The sequence below is a fragment of the Clostridium rectalis genome, from assembly GCF_900626095.1.
GTDB classification, from domain to species: Bacteria; Bacillota; Clostridia; order Clostridiales; family Clostridiaceae; genus Clostridium_AS; species Clostridium_AS rectalis.
Genome location: NZ_UYZZ01000001.1, coordinates 122,188 through 140,128 on the forward strand (window position 1 = coordinate 122,188; position 17,941 = coordinate 140,128).

The 17,941-nt window shown below is 26.7% G+C and carries 15 protein-coding genes and 1 pseudogene; 15 read left to right on the forward strand and 1 reads right to left on the reverse strand.

Annotation, left to right across the window (positions count from 1 at the left end; all coding sequences use genetic code 11):
- The first annotated feature begins 107 nt into the window (after positions 1-107).
- The 15 genes and pseudogenes from EJL03_RS00535 to EJL03_RS00605 all read left to right on the forward strand — a co-directional run bounded on the left by EJL03_RS00535 (position 108) and on the right by EJL03_RS00605 (position 16,725).
- Positions 108-794 (forward strand): polyphosphate polymerase domain-containing protein, encoded by a 687-nt coding sequence (locus tag EJL03_RS00535; protein ID WP_125152018.1) that lies wholly within the window; start codon positions 108-110, stop codon positions 792-794.
- Positions 795-812: 18 nt separating this feature from the next.
- Positions 813-1,499 carry a DUF4956 domain-containing protein gene (locus EJL03_RS00540; protein ID WP_125152019.1) on the forward strand — a complete coding sequence of 229 codons (687 nt, stop codon included), beginning with the start codon at positions 813-815 and terminating at the stop codon, positions 1,497-1,499.
- Positions 1,500-1,530: 31 nt separating this feature from the next.
- Complete coding sequence (locus EJL03_RS00545; protein ID WP_125152020.1) at positions 1,531-3,468, forward strand: CotH kinase family protein; 1,938 nt, start codon at positions 1,531-1,533, stop codon at positions 3,466-3,468.
- 245 nt (positions 3,469-3,713) lie between these two features.
- Positions 3,714-4,109: pseudogene (locus tag EJL03_RS00550) on the forward strand (methyltransferase); the annotation flags it as partial.
- A 239-nt stretch (positions 4,110-4,348) separates the two neighbouring features.
- On the forward strand, positions 4,349-6,229 hold the full coding sequence (gene htpG, locus EJL03_RS00555; protein ID WP_125152021.1) for a molecular chaperone HtpG: 1,881 nt from the start codon (positions 4,349-4,351) through the stop codon (positions 6,227-6,229).
- Positions 6,230-6,792: 563 nt separating this feature from the next.
- Positions 6,793-7,803 (forward strand): ABC transporter substrate-binding protein, encoded by a 1,011-nt coding sequence (locus EJL03_RS00560; RefSeq protein ID WP_125152022.1) that lies wholly within the window; start codon positions 6,793-6,795, stop codon positions 7,801-7,803.
- Complete coding sequence (locus EJL03_RS00565) at positions 7,803-8,708, forward strand: ABC transporter permease (protein ID WP_125152023.1); 906 nt, start codon at positions 7,803-7,805, stop codon at positions 8,706-8,708. Before EJL03_RS00560 ends, EJL03_RS00565 begins: the two co-directional genes overlap by 1 nt.
- The gene (locus EJL03_RS00570) at positions 8,674-9,468 is read left to right on the forward strand and encodes an ABC transporter ATP-binding protein (protein WP_125152024.1); all 795 of its coding nucleotides are present in this window, start codon (positions 8,674-8,676) and stop codon (positions 9,466-9,468) included. Before EJL03_RS00565 ends, EJL03_RS00570 begins: the two co-directional genes overlap by 35 nt.
- Before the next feature lie 357 nt (positions 9,469-9,825).
- Positions 9,826-10,923, forward strand: coding sequence for a bilirubin reductase (bilR, locus tag EJL03_RS00575; RefSeq protein WP_125152025.1), 1,098 nt, complete (start codon positions 9,826-9,828; stop codon positions 10,921-10,923).
- 16 nt (positions 10,924-10,939) lie between these two features.
- Complete coding sequence (locus tag EJL03_RS00580; RefSeq protein WP_125152026.1) at positions 10,940-11,455, forward strand: flavodoxin family protein; 516 nt, start codon at positions 10,940-10,942, stop codon at positions 11,453-11,455.
- A 231-nt stretch (positions 11,456-11,686) separates the two neighbouring features.
- Positions 11,687-12,919, forward strand: a complete 1,233-nt coding sequence (locus EJL03_RS00585; RefSeq protein ID WP_125152027.1) for a hypothetical protein — start codon at positions 11,687-11,689, stop codon at positions 12,917-12,919.
- A 95-nt stretch (positions 12,920-13,014) separates the two neighbouring features.
- Positions 13,015-13,740 (forward strand): ABC transporter ATP-binding protein, encoded by a 726-nt coding sequence (locus EJL03_RS00590; RefSeq protein WP_125152028.1) that lies wholly within the window; start codon positions 13,015-13,017, stop codon positions 13,738-13,740.
- Positions 13,727-14,479 (forward strand): ABC transporter permease, encoded by a 753-nt coding sequence (locus EJL03_RS00595; protein ID WP_125152029.1) that lies wholly within the window; start codon positions 13,727-13,729, stop codon positions 14,477-14,479. The genes EJL03_RS00590 and EJL03_RS00595 overlap by 14 nt, the downstream gene beginning before the upstream one ends.
- 9 nt (positions 14,480-14,488) lie before the next feature.
- Positions 14,489-15,943 carry a sensor histidine kinase gene (locus EJL03_RS00600; RefSeq protein ID WP_125152030.1) on the forward strand — a complete coding sequence of 485 codons (1,455 nt, stop codon included), beginning with the start codon at positions 14,489-14,491 and terminating at the stop codon, positions 15,941-15,943.
- 86 nt (positions 15,944-16,029) lie between these two features.
- Positions 16,030-16,725 (forward strand): response regulator transcription factor, encoded by a 696-nt coding sequence (locus EJL03_RS00605; protein ID WP_125152031.1) that lies wholly within the window; start codon positions 16,030-16,032, stop codon positions 16,723-16,725.
- Positions 16,726-16,990: 265 nt separating this feature from the next.
- Here EJL03_RS00605 and EJL03_RS00610 read toward each other — a convergent pair whose 3' ends face one another.
- Entirely contained in the window at positions 16,991-17,773 is a 783-nt protein-coding gene (locus EJL03_RS00610; protein WP_125152032.1) for a hypothetical protein, read from the reverse strand.
- Positions 17,774-17,941: the final 168 nt, after the last annotated feature.

Here is a 17,941-nt window from a genome sequence, read left to right on the forward strand (position 1 = left end):
AAAAATAATAATAGGATTAAAGTATTATTAAAGATTTAAAATCGTTAAGCTATTATTAAGTTTCCTTATTTATAATGGAGTCATAAAATTATAAGGAGGTGAAAAGTATGAATAAAATTAAATTTAGACACGAAATAAAGCATTATATAAATATATCAGACTATTTAAGTATAAAAAATAGATTAATAAATATTATGAGATTAGATAAGAATTCCAATAGTGATAGGGAATATAGAATTAGAAGTCTTTATTTTGATAATTATAGAGATAAGGTTTTGATGGAAAAGATAGAGGGAATAAATTCTAGAGAAAAATTTCGTATTAGATTTTATAATGATGATCATTCTTTTATTAGATTAGAAAAGAAATCTAAAATTAATGGATTATGTAATAAAGTAAGTGAGTCTATTTTAAAACATCAGTGTGAAGAATTAATAAGTGGAAAAATTGATTTTTTAAAGGAATCTAATAAAGATTTATTTATAGAATTATATTCAAAAATGAAATGGCAGTTATTAAGGCCTAGGACAATAGTAGACTATACTAGAGAAGCTTATATATATCCTGTTTCAAATGTGAGAATAACTTTTGATAAATGGATAAGAACAGGAGTATTTAGCAGAAACATATTTGATACAAACTTACCTACTGTAAAATCAATTGATGAAAAATTTATAGTATTAGAGGTAAAGTACGATGAATTTTTACCGGAGATAGTACATGATATTATACAAACTAATAATAGAAGATCTTCTGCTATATCAAAATATGCGGCGGCAAGGATATATGGTTAATTTTAAGGAGTTGATAAAATGAAGGGAACAATTAATTTTAGTGATATTTTCAAATCAAGTTTTATAGAGAAAGTGAGTTCAGTATATTTTTTAGATATAGCTATAGCTTTATTTTTAGCATTAGCAATAGGAATATTTATAATGCAAGTGTACAAGAAGACATTTGTTGGAGTAATGTATTCATCAAGTTTTGGTGTTGCATTAATGTCACTTACTTTAATTACAACATTAATTATATTAGCAATTACATCTAATGTAATTCTTTCACTTGGTATGGTAGGTGCTCTTTCTATAGTTCGTTTTAGAAGTGCAATAAAAGAACCATTAGATATAGCGTTTTTATTTTGGGCTATTAGCTCAGGAATAGTTATTGGAGCAGGGCTTATACCACTTGCTATAATAGGCTCTGTTTTTATAGGGGTGGTTATGATTTTATTTGTTAATAAAAAGAGTAAAGATAATCCTTATATATTAATAATAAACTGTGAAGATGATGGTTGTGAAAGTATTGCAATAGAAATGTTGGGTAGAAAGGTGAATAAGTATATTGTTAAATCAAAGACTGTTTCACCGGTTAGTGGAATTGAAATGACTGTTGAAATTAGAATTAAAGATGGTACTACAAATTTTGTAAATGAAATTTCAAAAGTAAAAGGAGTTTCTAATGTGGTTTTAGTTAGCTATAATGGGGATTATATGGCGTAAAATTAAATAGGTATAAAGGAGGTGCAATCCTTTGATTGATGAAAAGTATATGGATAGTATTTCTATAATAGCTATAATATTATCATTAATATTTATGATATCAGCCATTTTTATTACACTTAATAAAGAGATAACTAATAAAGAGGTATCTAATATAGAAACTGTTTTAGATAAAAATAGTATTATGAATATAAATATTGAAATAAAGGATTCGGATTGGGAATGGCTATTGGAAAATGCCACCGAGGAAGAGTATCGTAGTGCTAATATAACTATAAATGGAGAAACATTTTATAATGTAGGAATTAGGCCTAAGGGAAATTCAAGTTTAAAAATGGTAGCATCAGATAGTACAACAGATAGGTTTAGTTTAAAGATAGATTTTAGTCAGTATGTAGATGGACAAACATATCATGGTATTGAAAAGTTAGCATTGAATAATAATATATCTGATACAACTTATATGAAGGAGTATTTATCTTATGATTTATATAAGTTATTAGATGTTCCTACACCTGAATACTCTTATTCAAATATAAAACTTAATGGTAGTGAGTGGGGATTATATTTAGCAGTTGAAGTAATTGATGGAAGATTTATTGAAAAACAATTTGCAACTTCAGAAGGTAATTTATATAAACCAGAGTCAATGGAAATGGGTGGAGAAAAAGAAGGAAACATAAATCAAGGCCATATTGCAAATGGTGATATACCTAATAAATCACAAGTGATGCAAGAACCTCTTAATAAAAATAAATTAGATGGATATGAAAATGAACAACAATTTTATATAGATAAGACCGATGATAAATATGGAAAACATACCCAAGTGGATAAAGAGCAAAAATATAATATGATGGTAAATAAGCCTAAAGGAAAAGGAACAAATGGAGGTGCTAATCTTAAATATATTGATGATAATCAGTCTAGTTACTCCACAATAAAAGATAGCAAGATATTTAAAAAGACTACAGATCAGGATTTTGAAAAAATAATAACTATGATTAAGAATCTAAATCAGGGTAAAGATCTTGAAAAATATTTAGATGTTAAAGAAATTTTAGCATATTTTGCTGTAAATACTTTTCTAGTTAATCTTGATAGTTATTCAGGTGGTATGTACCATAATTATTATCTGTATGAAAATAAAGGAAAATGTTCAATAATTCCTTGGGATTTAAATATGTCTTTTGCTGGATTTAAAGTAAGTGATAGTTCAAAGGCAGTAAATTTCCCAATTGATACGCCGGTTACAGGAAGTTTAGAGGAGGCTCCATTAATAGGAAAACTTTTACAGATTGATGAGTATAAAGAGATTTATCATAATTATTTACAAAAAATAGTTAATGATTACGTTTATAATGGAGAATTTGAAAAGAGTGTTAATTTTTTAGATAAGCTTATTGGTAATTATGTTAAGAAAGATCCTACGGCATTTTATACCTATGAAGAATATAAAAAGTCAATACCACAGTTGCTTATTTTTGGGAAGGATAGATCGAAAAGTGTTACTGCTCAATTAAAGGGAGAGCAAAATTCTGATACTTACGGAAATATAATAACTACGTTAAATTTAGATGCATTAGGATCAATGGGAACAGGTGATAAAGAAAAAAGTGAAAGTGAACAAAAACATAATAATAAAAATACTAAGATAAATAAAGAAAATATAAGTAAAATTAATAAGATTATAAATGGAGCTGATATAAAAGATTTAACATCAGCGCAAAAAGAAGAGCTAGAAAAGTTAGGTGTAGATGAAACTGTACTCAATATGTTCAAAAATAAAGACCAGGCCATGGATAAAGGAAAACTACCAGGAGATATAGAAAACAAGGATGAAGAATTTAGTCAGGGAGTAAATAGTTTTAATTTGGCTAATAAAATTATATTAGTAGCATCTATAGTTGCATTAATAGCAGGACTTATCTTTTCCAAAAGATTTAAAAGAAAAAATAGAACCTATTAATGGGTTCTATTTTTATATATAAGATTATGGTAAGTATAAAAAACTTAAATTATATAATTTATAGTTTAAAATTAAACTTGCTATAAAGAATTAAAATGTTATATTATTGTATAGAAAATATTTTAAAGGACAGGACGAGCCAAAATGGAAGAAATAAAAAAATAATTAATGAAATAATTGATAATAAAACAACTGAGGAAGAAATTATAAGAGTTGTTATTAGTAATAAAATAAATAAAGACATAATAAAAAAAATTAATGCAAAAATGATAGTATTAGATCTTAAGGAAGATGTTATAAAAAAGTGTAACGATATAGCTAAAAGATATGATTATAAAAACCTTCATTTTGAGCTTGGAGATATATGTAGATTTAAATACAATAATGCAGTAGATATGGGTATAACACTCCATGCTTGTGATATGACCACAGACTATGCACTATATAATGATATAAAATTCAGCTTTTAGAGTTTATAGATATATTGCATTCTCATAAAAATATATTAATTAGAGGGGTAAAATCTAATATACCTAAAGCAAAAAAAGGAAGAATCGCTATTGCAAGTGCAAGGACTAATTCATGAGCTTAATTTAAAGCCTACACTATATAATATATTAAAAGATGATAACATAATTTAATATATTGTTTTATGAAAAGGAAGGGGTTACCTTATAAATGCACAGGTAAATAGTATAAATAATATGCTAATTTTACCTGTATTAATATGTAAATTACAAGAAAATACATTGACAAAATTTTTGTTATATGGTATATAAGAATTATTATTAGCACTCACAAAGGTTAAGTGCTAATAATATATTTAAGTTTAAATTATTTATTAAATAAATTTTTTATAGTGGGAAGGGAGAGAATTATATTGGAAAAGAAACAATTTAAAGCTGAGTCTAAAAGACTACTAGACCTAATGATTAATTCAATTTATACTCATAAAGAAATTTTTTTAAGAGAGCTTATTTCTAATGCTAGCGATGCAATTGATAAAATTTATTACAAGACTTTAACTGATGAATCATTAAAGTTTGAAAGAGATGATTATTATGTCAAAGTAATACCTGATAAAGAAAATAGAACATTAAGAATATGTGATACTGGTATAGGAATGACAAAAGAAGAACTTGATAATAATCTTGGAGTAATAGCTAAGAGTGGTTCTTTACAGTTTAAAAAAGAAAATGAATTAAAAGATGGATATGATATAATAGGACAATTTGGTGTTGGATTTTATTCTGCTTTTTTAGTGTCTGATGACGTAACTGTTATAAGTAAAGCATTTGGTAGTGATAAGGCATATAAGTGGCACTCAAAGGGAGCAGAGGGCTATACTATTGAACCTTATAATAAGGAGAAGGTTGGAACAGAAATTATACTTAAGATAAAAGAGAATACAGAGGATGAGAATTATGACGATTATCTAGAAGAACATACGTTAAAAACCATAATTAAAAAATATTCTGATTTTATAAGATACCCAATAAAGATGGATATAAATAATAAAAAACTTAAAGAAGGTAGTGAAGACGAATATGAAGAACATATAGAGGAACAGACAATAAATAGTATGGTTCCTATATGGAGAAAAAATAAAAATGAGCTTAATAAGGAGGATTATGAGAATTTTTATGCTGAAAAGCATTATGGTTTTGACAAACCAGTAAAATATATTCACACTAGTGTGGATGGTATAGTAAGTTATAATGCAATCTTGTTTATTCCAGAAAAAACACCTTATGATTTCTATACAAAGGAATACGAAAAGGGTTTAGAATTATATTCAAATGGCGTTTTAATTATGAATAAGTGTGGAGATTTATTACCAGATTATTTTGGGTTTGTAAAAGGTATTGTAGATTCAGAAGATTTATCACTTAATATATCAAGGGAAATTTTACAACATGATAGACAGTTAAAATTAATTGCTAAAAATATAAAAAGTAAAATTAAAAATGAATTAGAAAACTTATTAAAAAATAACAGAGAAAGTTATGAAAAGTTTTATGATTCTTTTGGAAGACAATTAAAATATGGTATTTATAGTGATTTTGGCATGAATAAAGATGTTTTAGAGGACTTAATAATGTTTTATTCATCTAAAGAAAAGAAGATGGTAACTTTATCTGAATATGTTGATAGAATGCCAGAAGATCAAAAATATATATATTATGCAGTGGGAGAATCTAATGAAAGAATTGAAAAACTTCCACAAATAGAGGTTGTTTTAGATAAAGGGTATGAAATTTTATATTTCACAGATGATGTAGATGAATTTGCTATAAAAGTACTAATGAAATACAAAGATAAAGAATTTAAATCAGTATCAAGTGGTGATTTAGGTATAGAAGTGGATAAGAAGGATGAAACATCTAATGAAGAAGATAAAGAAAATAAAGAATTATTTGAAAGTATGAAAGAAATTTTAGCAGATAAGGTTAAGGATGTTAGAGCCTCTAAAAGATTAAAGAATCACCCAGTGTGTTTAGCAAATGAAGGTGAACTTTCAATTGAAATGGAAAAGATATTAAATTCTATGCCTAACAATCAAAACTTAAAGGCAGATAAAGTTTTGGAAATAAATATAAATCATGATGTATTTAGATCATTAAGAAATATTTATGAAAGTGATAAAGATAGGCTTAAGCTATATACAAAGCTATTATACAATCAGGCATTGTTAATAGAAGGATTGTCAATAAGTGACCCTGTTGAGTTTACAAATAATATTTGTGAATTAATGAAATAAAGTAAATTAATCTTATTAAATATTGATTCTTCTTAGTTATAAAGAGATTAAAGTATAAAAGATACTTCTATACTTTAATCTTTTTTATTATAAATCTTTATTTTTTAGGGCTTTCCTTGTGTTTTAGTTACTATATTATTCTTAAAATCATAATATATATTTATGCTAAATAATATATTTGTTATTATAAGAATAATACAAAAAATACTTGAAAAATTTTAAAGCATAGTATACAATGTATTTAATTTATTTTCATTTTGCAGAAATGTGGTAAAAATACTTTGTAGTTTGAATATAAGAAGGTATATTATAATAAATATATCATGGTAGTATGGATTAATGTATTATAAAATTTGTAGTATGGAATAATATATGGTAACAAAGATATTTTGTTATAAGTAGTTGGGAAAATAGTAGTATGGTAGCTTAGTAGGAGATATTAGATGTGTTTTAAGTGATAAATTACAGTAGTGTATTTTATCGCTTAATTGGTATAGTTAAAGTGCTCTCCTAAGGAGAGCTTTTTATTTTATATAGTTATAATTAAATAGGAGGATGGTAGTATGGTAGTTAAAAAAGTATCGGTTTTATTGTCAACTTTATTAATAGTAGGTGCTTTATCAGGATGTAATGCATCAAAACAAGATGAGGCAAAAAAAGATATCAAAAAAATAGGAATAGCACAAATCGTAGAGCACCCTGCTCTAGATTCTACAAGAAAGGGCTTTATACAAGCATTAAAAGACAATAATTATATTGATGGGAAAAATATAATTATAGATTATCAAAATGCTCAAGGAGATAATGCCACAATTCAAACAATTGCTGAAAAATTTGTTAATGATAATGAGGATTTAATTTTGGCAATTGCAACTCCTGCAGCACAAGCTGCATATAATTCAACTAAGAATGCTAATAAAGATATTCCAATAGTCATGACAGCTGTTACAGATCCTGTAAAAGTGGGAATTGTAAAATCTTTAGATAAACCAGGAACTAATGTTACAGGAACCTCTGATGCAGCTCCAATAGATGTCCAATTAAAACTTATAAAAAAAGTAATACCATCAAGCAAAAAAATAGGTATACTTTATAATACCAGTGAGGTAAATTCAGAAATACAGGTTGAAGAGGCTAAAAAAAATGCATCTATATTTGGCATGGAAATAGTAGCACAAGGGATTACTGCAGAAAATGAAATATCTCAAAGTCTTCAATCAATTTTAGGGAAAATAGATGTGTTACTTACGATAAAAGATAATATGATAGCATCTGCTATGACAACTATTACTAAACAATCTTATGAGAAGAATATACCAGTTATAGGTACAGAAAGTGCCCATGTTAAAGGTGGAGCTCTAATAACTGATGGAATAGATTTTGAAAAGTTGGGCTATGAAACAGGATTAAAGGCTGTGGAAATATTAAAAGGTAAAAAACCATCAGAGATACCTATAGAAATACAAAAGGAATCATCAGTAGTAATAAATAAAGAGTCATTAAATAAATTAAATATAAAACTTCCAAAAGATATTTATTCAAAGGCAAAGGTAATATCTGGAGGTGAAAAGTAATGCTAGGATTTTTATTAAGTGTATTAGAACAAGGGCTTATTTTTTCCATAGTATCATTAGGGGTATATATTACTTATAAAATTCTGGATTTTCCTGATCTGTCTGTGGATAGCACATTCCCATTAGGTGCAGCCGTTACAGCATTATGTTTGTCTAAAAGTATTAATCCATTTTTGGCTACTTTTTTATCAATGATTGCTGGTATGTTAGCAGGGACGATTACAGGATTACTTCATGTAAAACTAAAGATAACAAATCTTTTATCAGGAATATTAGTTATGATAGGACTTTATTCTATAAATTTAAGAATTATGGGAAAGTCTAATGTGTCTTTTTTTAATTTTAATACTATTTTTTCTACTGCAAAATTTATGAGTTCAATTATTTTAATTCTTATATCTGCAGTGTTTATTAAAGCATTATTAGATTTATTTTTAAAAACTAAACTTGGTTTTATGTTAAAGGTAGTTGGGGATAATGAACAGCTAGTAACTTCTTTAGGAGTTAATAAAAATATTATTAAGGTAATAGGACTTATGGTTTCCAATGGGGTGGTGGCTTTAGCAGGTTCAATAATGGCACAACAACAAGGTTATGCAGCAGTATCTATGGGTACAGGAACTGTAGTAATTGGATTAGCCGCTGTAATTATTGGAGAAGCGGTATTTAAAAAGCTAACTTTTGTAAAGTCAACAACTATGGCGCTTATAGGAGCAATACTATATAAATTAACTATTGGTGCGGCCCTAAGATTTGGACTTCCACCATCTGATTTGAAGCTTGTAACAGCGTTGATAGTAATTATAGTGTTAGGGGCTAAAAACATTTGTTTAAAATTAAATGTTCAAAGAAAAAAAGGGGGGGATATAATTGTTACAGATAAAAAACCTATGCAAAGTATTTAATAATAATACTGTAAATGGGAAAAAAATTTTTCATGGACTTAATTTAACTGTAAATAAAGGGGACTTTATAACTATAATAGGAAGCAATGGCGCAGGAAAATCTACTTTGTTAAATATTATATCTGGTACAATTCCTATAGATCAAGGAGCTATATATTTAGAAGACATAGAAATATCCAAGCTTTTAGAGCATAAATCCAATAGATTTATAGGAAGAGTATTTCAAGATCCTTCAAAGGGAACGTCTCCTTCTATGACAATTTTAGAAAATATGTCTATGGCTAAGAATAAGGGAAAGAGGTTTGGTTTTAGTTTTGGTATAGATAAAAAAAATATTTCTTATTTTAAAGAGTTGCTTTCAAAGCTTGATTTAGGTCTTGAAGAAAAAATTAATAGTAAAGTGGGACTTTTATCTGGGGGTCAAAGGCAGGCTCTAACCCTCATAATGACTGCAATGACAGAACCTAAACTTTTATTATTAGATGAGCATACTGCTGCATTAGATCCCAAAACTTCAGAAAAAATAATTAAATTAACAGATAATATTGTTAAGGAAAGAAAGTTAACAACGCTTATGGTAACTCATAACTTAAATCATGCAATAAATTTAGGAAATAGATTAATTATGTTACATGAAGGTAAAGTAATTTTAGATATAGAAGGTAAGGAAAAAAAGAACCTTACTAGGGGAAAATTACTCCAATTATTTGGAGAAAATAAAGGAAAAGATTTGTTTAGCGATAGATCTTTGTTTGCATAGTATAAGAAGGGATGATGCACTAAAAAAATTAATGCATCATCCCTTTATTTTATTAAAAGAAAGTAGTTATAAAAATTATAATAAAATGTGATTTAGATTATATATTCCAATAAAATGAAATCATAATAACTTGTTTTTATAAATTATTTTACAGAAAATAAAATCTAAAAATAACAAAGTATAGTAAATACAAGATAAAAAGTTGTTTTATGTTTATACTACCATTAAAGGGAATAATATAGTAAGAAATAGATTGTTTATTTGAATGAAATATTTATCAATAATTCCATATAAAAAATAAAATTACTGAAAATTTGTTTCACATAAAGTCTTATAATATTCATGAGAGGTATTTAAATGTATAAAAATATTTTTAATCCAATAAAAATAGGAGAACTAACTTTAAAAAATAAAATAATATTTGCACCTACTTCTATGGGAGACAATCAAAAGAAAAATATTGAAAAGATAATTAACATAGCAAAAGGAGGAGTTGGTCTTATTATACTAGGAGATATTTCTGTGGTTGAAACACTCCAAGTACATACATCTACTTTATCAGAAAATAAGTTTATAAGTTATTTTAAAAAAATTACTAATGAAGTTAAAAAATATGGATGTAAAATTTCTGTTCAATTATTTCATCCAGATTATAATGTAAAATATGTTAAATCTTTATATGTAAATCAGAAGAAGAGTAGGGATGAAATAAGAAAGTTACTTAAGGAAAATATATATAGTTATACAAATGAACTAAGTTTACAAGAAATTTTAAATATAAAGGATGCATTTGTAAAAGCTGCTTTAAGAGCAGAAGAGGCAGGATTTGATATGATACAAATTCATGGAGATAGATTATTGGGAAGTTTTTCATCTAGTATTTTTAACAACAGAAAAGATTTATATGGTGGTACAGTGGAAAATAGGGTTAAATTATCAAAAGAAATTGTAAAAATGATAAAAGTTCAACTACCTTATATGCCTATTGATTATAAATTGCCTATAAGAAAGGAAAATCCGTGTATAGGTAAGGGTGGACCTAGTTTAAAGGAGGTTAACACATTTGTAAAAGTTCTTGATAAAGCAGGAGTAGATAGTTTTCATGTAACAATTGCTAACCATTCTAGAATACAGGATACTATACCTATGTATAATCATCCATTTTTAAAAGGGGAGGGATGCTTTTTAGATTTATCTACAGAGGTAAAAAAGTATACTAATAAAATTGTTTGCGGATTAGGTAAATTAAGTACACCCCAATTTATTGAAGAAGCTTTGGAAAATAATAAAGCAGATGTGGTGGCATTATCTAGACAACTTATTGCAGATGAAAATTGGGTTTTAAAAGTAAAAGATGGTAGAGAAAAGGATATTTTATATTGTGAATTTTGTAATATAAAATGTACAAATGCATTAATGAATAATAAGGAATTTGGATGTGTTTTGCATAGATAACAAGGGAGGTTTTATTTTGAAAACTTTAGTTATATATTCTTCCGTAACAGGAAATACTGAAAAAATAGTAAAAGCAGCTTATGATGAAATCCCTTTTCCCAAAAAAATTTGTAAGTCATTAAATAAACTTAGTTTAAAAAATTATGAGCTTATAATAATTGGATATTGGGTGGATAAAGGGATATGTGATAGTAGAAACGTAGAAATAATAAAAAATATCCATAATAAAAAAGTTATCTTTATGGGGACTTTAGGTGCTAAGGATAATGGTAACTATTATGAATCTATAAAAAAAAGAGTGGAAAGTTTTTTACCAGAAGATAATAAATTAATAGACCATTTTTTATGTCAAGGTAGGATAAATGAAAAACTAATAGAAAGATATAAGACAATTTTTGAAAGTAACCCTGGTGATGAAAATATAAAAAGGCAACTTGAAAATGCTAAAATAGCAAGTACTCATCCAGATAATACGGATTTAAATAATGTAAAAGAATTTATAAAAAATATTTTTAAGAAAATTGAATTTTAGTAGTTTTAAAAAGTAAAAAATAAATTACTTTATTTTTACAGGTTAAAAAATTTTAAAACATTGCTATAATAAAGAATGTAGCAGTGTTTTTTATTAAGTCTTACTTAGGAATGAAAGTTAAGAATTTGTTAATAATTAGTTTAGAAAAACTATAGCTACCTGATTTATCATAATAGTAGGGAAAGCTTTCCTAATTTAGTATGAAAATAAAATATAAAGGAGAGAGTATAAGTGAAATTAAAAAAGAAAACTGCCATGGTTACAAGTTTTACTATGGGAATATTAATGTTTGCTACAACTGCTATGGCAGAAGTAACATCTAAAAGCCCTTATGATCAGGCTAAAGATGCGATAAAATTTTCTGCAGAAAGTTTTTCAAGCAAGCTTTCAAGTTATACTATAGATGTATCAATGGTAGTTAAAGATAACGGTAAAATTATTGTCTCTGATGGAGCTGTACACAAATGTGATGTAACAAAAAAATCCTATGAACATGTTAATACCAAAACTAAAGGAGATAAAAAACTTAAAAACTATTATTATAAAGATAGAAGTGTTAGGATAGATAATAATTCAAATGAGGATGTATATTATATAACTGAATTTAAAAAACCAGATGAACAGTTCTTTCAAAATCCTTTTAAAGAAAAAGGAGCAGAGGATATTGAAAAAATAGCAGATGCTCTAGTAGGCAATTTAAAGGACTGTGTTGTATCAACGGATAAAACAGATGGTAGCAAGGAACTATCTGGGTCTGTTAGTGAAGCACAAATACCTGCTATTGTAAATGCTGTAACTTCTTATATGGTAAAAAGTAATACTCACTCAATTAATTCAAATTCTAGAGAAAATAATTATATACCTTTAATTACAAAGGATGTATATGTTAAAGAAGTTAATGGTAAAATGCAAATAGATAAGAATGGATTAGTTCAAAATCTTTTGGGTACTGGAGTATTTTGTGGGAAAGATGATAGTGGAAAAGAACATAAATTAACTTTTGAAGTGCTTTTTAAGTTGTCTAATGTTAATTCCACAGTAGTAAAAAAACCAAATTTATCAGGGGAAAAAGTTGAAAGACATGAAGAAAATGCTGTTAATATTTTAGAAAATCCTGAAAAATATATTGGTAAATATAGAAATGATTTAGTAATAATTAAAGATGGGAAATTTGTAAAAATAGGTGACAGAATTCTTGAAATAACTAATTCAGATGGCAAAAAAGTTTCAGGAACCTATAAAGAAACTTTTATAAAAGGCTATGAAAATTATAAAGATAGATATTCACATTTTAAATTTAATGGTAAATATGACCAGAGCAAATTCAGTGCAAATATTAAGATAGAAGGTTTAGAAGAGGAAGGGCATATGAATTTTGGTTATAATAAAAATATATATTTTAGTATACCTAGAGAAAATCGTAATAGAGTAGATGATGATACCTTCTTTAGAGTATTTGAATAGTAGTATATAAAGCCAAGTAAGCTTCAGCTAAAATATAAGATTTAGCTGAAGCTTACAATGTATATATTTACATAGAAATTATAGGGGGAATTATTTTGGAAAAGGTTATAGATATAAGTAACTTAAATAAGGTATATAAAAATGGAAGAGGGATAGTTGATATTAATTTAGATATATATTGTGGAGAAATATTTGGGTTTTTAGGCCCAAATGGCGCAGGGAAAACAACAACTATGAAAATTATGACAGGGCTTATTAAGCCGGATAGTGGGGATGTTAAAATATTAGGATATAGTATATTGGAAGACTTTGAAAAAGCTATGGCAAATGTAGGGTGCATTATTGAAACCGCTGAATCTTATCAGTATTTAACTGCCTATGAAAATTTAAAACAGTTTTCTAGATACTATAATGAAGTAGATGATAAGAGAATAGATGAAGTACTAGAACTTACGGATATTAAAAGATTTAAAAATGAAAAAACAAAGAAATTCTCTCTTGGTATGAAACAGAGACTTGGGATTGCAGCGGCAATTTTATCAAGGCCTAAAGTAGTTATTTTGGACGAGCCATTTAATGGTTTAGATGTAGAGGGAATGATTCAAATGAGAAATATTATAAAAAATCTTGCAAGAGAAGAAAATACCACTTTTTTCATTTCAAGTCATCTTATACATGATGTTGAACTTACATGCAATAAGATTGGAGTACTTTATGGAGGTAAAATGCTGAATGTTGATAGTACTAAAAATATATTAAAAAATTATGCTTCATTAGAAAACTACTTTGTAAGTGAGGTGGAAAGAAATGCTAGAGTTTAAAGCAGCTATTTATAATGAAATTGAAAAGTTGTATAAAAAGAAGAAAATTTTAGTATCAGCAATTGTATCATTAATTTTTATCATAATAGGACAATTTACTATTGTTGGGCTCAGAAGCGGATTTGGTGTTAGAGGAACTTCTAATATGGAATTTCCTATACTAGTGCTTTCAGTGGTAGTGAATAGTATTTTACCTTTATTTACAGCCTTAGTTACTATAGATAGTTTTTCTGGAGAGTTTTCTCAAAATACAATGAAGATTGTAATTACACGACCTATTTCAAGGCTAAAATTATTTTCTGCTAAAATATTAGCTATAATGTTATTTGTTGCAACTAATCTTGTTTTTGTAATGATTTTTTCTACTATTACTGGGGTTATTTTTAATTCTAACTCTTTTACATTAAAAGGAATAACAAAAATTCTATTATCTTATACAGTTAGTATAGTACCTATGATAATTTTAGTACTTATTATTATAATTTTTACTAATATTTTTAAAAGTGGAGTTGGAGTTTTTTTCTTATCTGTACTTATAGTTATTATTTTTAAAGCAATGGAATTTGTTTTTTCAAGATATTCTGGAATATTTTTTACATCTTTATTTAGTTGGTATAATTTATGGATAATGAGTAATTTCCCTGCTTTGAAGATTTTTCGTCAATTTATGATGATATGTAGTTACGGACTAATATTTTTTACATTTGGCTATTATTTATTTGATAAAAAAGAATTTTAAGGTGAGAATATGAATATAAAAAAACGTCTGTTAATATCTAATACTATGATTGTTATTGTACCAATAATTGCAACGGTTATAATTATGAGCACTTTTTTATTTCTTTCTCTAAAAATTACTGGTAATAATTTAGAATATGATGGGATTAAAGAACGTGTGTTTATTCAATCACAATTAATAAGTATTAAAAATGATTTGTTAAAGGAATATCCCAAAAATATAGATAGTATTGATTTTCAGGAAAATTTATATGAAAGTCTCTCACAAATCAATGGTGAATTTATTATTATAAAATCAAATAAAATTATAAAAAAACCCGATAATATTAACAAAATAGATATAGAAAAATGCTTTGATGTATCAAGAGAAAATACTTTAAATAAAAGTATTAATATCGATAATAATTCTTATATAATTGAAACTATAGATTTAAATTTCAAAGAAAATACTAATGGAGCAATAATTTTGTTGGCTCCAATTAAAAAAGATGTAAACTTTTTTAATAAATTTATTTTTATAACTGTTTTGGTGTTTGTAGTAGCCTTTATAATTACTAATATAAGCATGTCTTACATGTTTTCAAAAACTATATTAAAGCCTATTAAATCTTTAAAAAAAGCTACTACTGAAATTAGTAATGGAAATTTAGATTGTAGTATACCAGAAGAAGGAGATTGCGAGATAAGACAGCTTTGCGTTGGATTTGAAGCTATGAGGGTACAACTTAAGGATTCTATAATTACAAAAATGAGGTATGATGATAATCGTAAGGGACTTATTTCTAGTATCTCTCATGATTTAAAAACTCCAATAACTTCTATAAAAGGTTATGTAGAAGGAATCTTAGACGGAGTAGCCAATACTGCTGAAAAAAAAGAAAATTATTTAAAAACTATTTATTCTAAAGCTGAACATGTTGACCATATGATTGATGACTTGCTTTTATATTCCAAGCTGGATTTAAATCAAATTCCATTTAATTTCGAAAAAGTTGATGTTGTTGAATATTTTAATTATTGTATATATGAAAGTGAACCAGAGCTTAGAAAAAGTAATATAGATATATATTTAAAAAATGAACTAAAAACTTCTAAATTTGTTATGATGGATAGAGAAAGAATGAGAAGGGTTATATTAAATATTATAGGTAATTCTAAGAAATACATGAATAAAAATAAGGGAAAGATTATTATAAACTTAAGAGAAACTAGCTTAAGTATTATTATAGAAATAAGAGATAATGGTGCTGGGATACATAAAGATGATGTAAATAAAATATTTAATAGATTTTATAGAACTGATGCGGCAAGAAGTGGAGCAAAAGGAAGTGGATTAGGACTTGCTATTGCTAAGCAGATTGTGGAAGGACATAATGGTAGGATATGGGCTATAAGTCACGAAGAAGAGGGAATAAGCATTATGATATCTCTTGGAAAGATAAATGATAAAGTAGAAGGAAACTAAGACTTCAAATAAATTATAAATGTGCAATACTATTAGAATTTTTAATTTAAAAGGAAATAGCAAAAGTTAAGGGGGAATTTTATATAATGAAAAAAATATTAATAGTTGAGGATGATTTAAGTATTGCAGAACTTCAAAAAGATTATTTGGAGATTTCTGGATTTGAAGTAAAGATTTGTACAGATGGTGTTTCAGGATTAAATGAAATAAAAGAAAATAAATACGATTTAATAATTCTTGATGTTATGCTACCTAAAATTGATGGTTTTGATATACTAAGGATTATTCATGATAATAAAGATATTCCTGTTTTAATGGTTTCTGCTAAAAAAGAAGAAATTGATAAAATAAAAGGATTAAGTTTAGGTGCCGACGATTATATTACGAAACCTTTTAGTCCTGGGGAATTAGTCGCTAGAGTTAAATCTCATATTCAAAACTATGAAAGATTAAAAAATAAATTTAGTAATGAGATAAGTAGTAATATAATTTCCATAAGAGGACTTGAAATACATAAAGATTCTAGACAAGTTTTTATTAATGGTGAGGAAATTAATATGGCACAAAAAGAATTTGAGTTGTTATTGCATATGGCTAAGTATCCCAATAGGGTTTTTGGAAAAGACGAGTTGTTTGAAAGCATTTGGGGATTGGATTCTCTTGGAGACAGTGCTACAGTTACAGTTCATATAAGAAGAATAAGAGAGAAAATTGAATTTAATCCATCCCAACCACAGTATATTGAAACGGTATGGGGAGTTGGTTATAGAGTAAGAGTTTAGAAAATGTCCTAGCTTATAAACTAGGATATTTTTTATACAGAAATTAATATTATTATATAATAATTTAGGCCAAAATTTATAAAACATATAGGAAGAGGATGGTGAGTATAAAAAGGGTCTTAGTAGATTGAATAAACATAAAAATATTATACTAATAACAATTTTAATTTTATTTATAATAAGAATTCTTTTAGAGTGTATTAGGGTATTAAGTTGAAACTCTAATACACTCTTCATTATTAAATATACCTTTATATAATTATTTTTAGTGTGGTAAAATATAACCTTCATTTCTAATGAATTTATATCCAGCTGTCAGGGCATCTTTTTCCCCTTGGGCAGTGGCTGTAGTAAAATTATCGTTTCGATTACTACTCCAAAACAGTTTCAAAGGGACAGTCCCTGGTATATGATTAGGAAAAATATATCCCTCAACTCTAACGAATTTATATCCAGCTGCCAGAGCATCTTTTTCCCCTTGGGAGGTTGCAGTAGTAAAATTATCACCACGAGTACTACTCCAATATAATTTTAAAGGTACCGTACCAGGTGCCTCATATGGGAATATATAGCCTTCAACTCTTATAGGTTGATATTTGGCTGCCAGAGCATCATTTTTCCCCTGAGAAGTTGCAGTAGTAAAATTATCACCACGTTGGCTACTCCAAAACAGTATTAAAGGTGAAAATAAAATTTTTACAGCTAGAATTTCATTTGAAGAAATATTAACAGGTAATAATAATGATTCCACAGTTATAGTAAAGGATTCAGGTTTACCGGTTATTTTTTTTATATTATACCAATTACTTGGAGGAGGTAAGCCTTCCCCAGGAGGTTGAATAGTATCAGAGGATGGAAGGGGTTTAAGACAAACAAAACATTTACAATTGTTTTTGTAACAGTAATTAAGAAAATAATATTTAGTAGGATTAGGTTGTTCAGAAACACCATCACATTCGTTCCGTATATTTCTAGTTGGATTATATGGATACATTAATTCATTAGATGTAAAATAGGGATTTGTGAAAAATGGCATAAAAAAAAACATTATAGAATCTCCTTATTTTAATACACTTTATTATATGTATAAATTAACATTAAGGATACAAATATAATTTAAAATAATTAATTATTCAATTTACAAAATATTCTGTTAGCATTATAATAATATTAAGTTAATTTAGTATACTTAATATGTTTAATGCATAAATTTAAA